This is a genomic window from Pseudonocardia sp. KRD291, assembly GCF_019263595.1.
In the GTDB taxonomy this organism is placed as follows: Bacteria; Actinomycetota; Actinomycetes; order Mycobacteriales; family Pseudonocardiaceae; genus Pseudonocardia.
In genome coordinates, this window is the sequence record NZ_JADQDD010000504.1 from 1 (window position 1) to 1,817 (window position 1,817).

1 protein-coding gene is annotated in these 1,817 nt (G+C 78.0%); it reads left to right on the forward strand.

All coding sequences use genetic code 11. The features are described from left to right. Positions 1 to 1,817 (forward strand): UrvD/REP family ATP-dependent DNA helicase (locus tag I4I78_RS32225; RefSeq protein ID WP_218615287.1); only part of this gene is annotated, 1,817 nt, incomplete at both ends.

The window sequence follows — 1,817 nt, forward strand, 5'->3', positions numbered from 1 at the left end:
ACACCGTTCGACGGCAGTGACGTCGAGGCCGCCAGCAGCGACCCGCTGCTGGTCGAGGCGCTGCGCGCGGCCGCGTCGGGGAGCCCGGACCCGTTGACGGCGCTGCCCGCGGCGGAGACCGCGCCGCTGCGGGACATCGGCGCGCTGCTGCAGACCGCGGCCGCCACGATCGCCGAGGGCCACAGCGTCGAGGAGGTGCTGTGGCGGGTCTGGCGGCGCACCACGCTCGCGCGGCGGTGGAGCGAGGCCAGCGCGCGGGGCGGTCCGGCCGGGGCGGCCGCGGACCGGGACCTCGACGCCGTCATGGCGCTGTTCGACGCGGCAGCCCGCTACACCGACCGGCTGCCCGGAGCCGACGTCGCCGGGTTCCTGGACTACATCGCCGACCAGCAGCTCCCCGGCGACACGCTCGCCGACCAGGCACCGCGCGACGCCGCCGTCGAGCTCCTGACCGCGCACTCCGCGCGCGGCCGGGAGTGGCGCGTGGTCGCGGTCCCCAGCGTGCAGGAGGGGCAGTGGCCGGACCTGCGCCTGCGCGGCAGCCTGCTCGGCAACGAGCAGCTGGTCGACCTCGTCGGCGGCGTCGCCGAGCCGGACGCCACGGTGTCCCGGGTCGCGCCGCTGCTCGCCGAGGAGCGCAGGCTGTTCTACGTCGCCTGCACGCGTGCGCGCGAGTCGTTGCTGGTCAGCGGCGTGCAGGGGGAGGACGAGCAGCCGTCGCGGTTCCTCGACGAGCTCGACCCGCGCCCCGCCGACGCCACCGAGGCCCGCGCCGTGCACCGCCCCGGCCGGTCGCTGGTGCTGCCCGAGCTCGTGGGTGAGCTGCGCCGGGTCGTCGCGGTCCCGGACCGGGGCGAGCCCGCGGCGGCGGCCCGCCGTCGCCGCGCCGCGACCCAGCTGGCGCGCCTCGCCGCGGACGGCGTGCCCGGGGCGCACCCGGACGACTGGTACGGCCTGGCCGAGCTCTCCAGCGGCGTGCCGCTGCGGGCCCCCGGCGAGGTGGTCCCGGTGTCGCCGTCGGACGTCGAGACGATCGCGTCCTGCCCGCTGCGCTGGGTGCTGGCGCGCCACGGCGGCGACGAGACCAGCGCGCTGTCGGCCGTCACCGGGTCGTTGGTGCACGCGCTCGTGCAGGCCAAGGCGGCCGGGGCCGACCCGGGCGAGCTGGAGTCGGCGCTGCGCTCGGCGTGGGCGCGCCTCGACGCCGGTGCGCCGTGGTTCGGCCGCCGCGAGCTGGACCGGGTGCGCGCGATGCTGGCCGCGTTCGACGAGTGGGTGCGCGAGAGCCGCGGGCAGGGGCTCTCACTGGTCGCGGTCGAGCAGCCGATGCAGCTCGACCTGGACGGCGACCGTCCCGACGATCCGCCCGACGGCACCGGTGACGGCCCCGGCGACGGTGCAGCCCTCCGGGTGCGGCTGCGCGGGCGCGTGGACCGGCTGGAGACCGACGCGCAGGGCCGCCCGGTCGTCGTCGACGTCAAGACGGGTAAGACCGCCACCCCGGCGAAGCACGCGGCCGAGCACCCGCAGCTCGCCGTCTACCAGCTCGCGGCGTCGCTCGGCGCGTTCGACGACCTGGTCGGCGCCGGCGCGGAACCGGGCGGGGCCAGGCTGGTGTTCCTGGCCGACCGCAAGGCCACCGGGCAGCCCAAGGAGCCGTCGCAGTCCCCGCTCGACCCGGACGACGCCGAGCACTGGCGCGACGTGGTCCTGCAGTGCGCCGACGACGCGTCGGGCGCGGTGTTCGTGGCCCGGGTCGGGCCCGACTGCGACCGCTGCCCGGTACGCACCAGCTGCCCGGCCGTCGAACCGGGCCG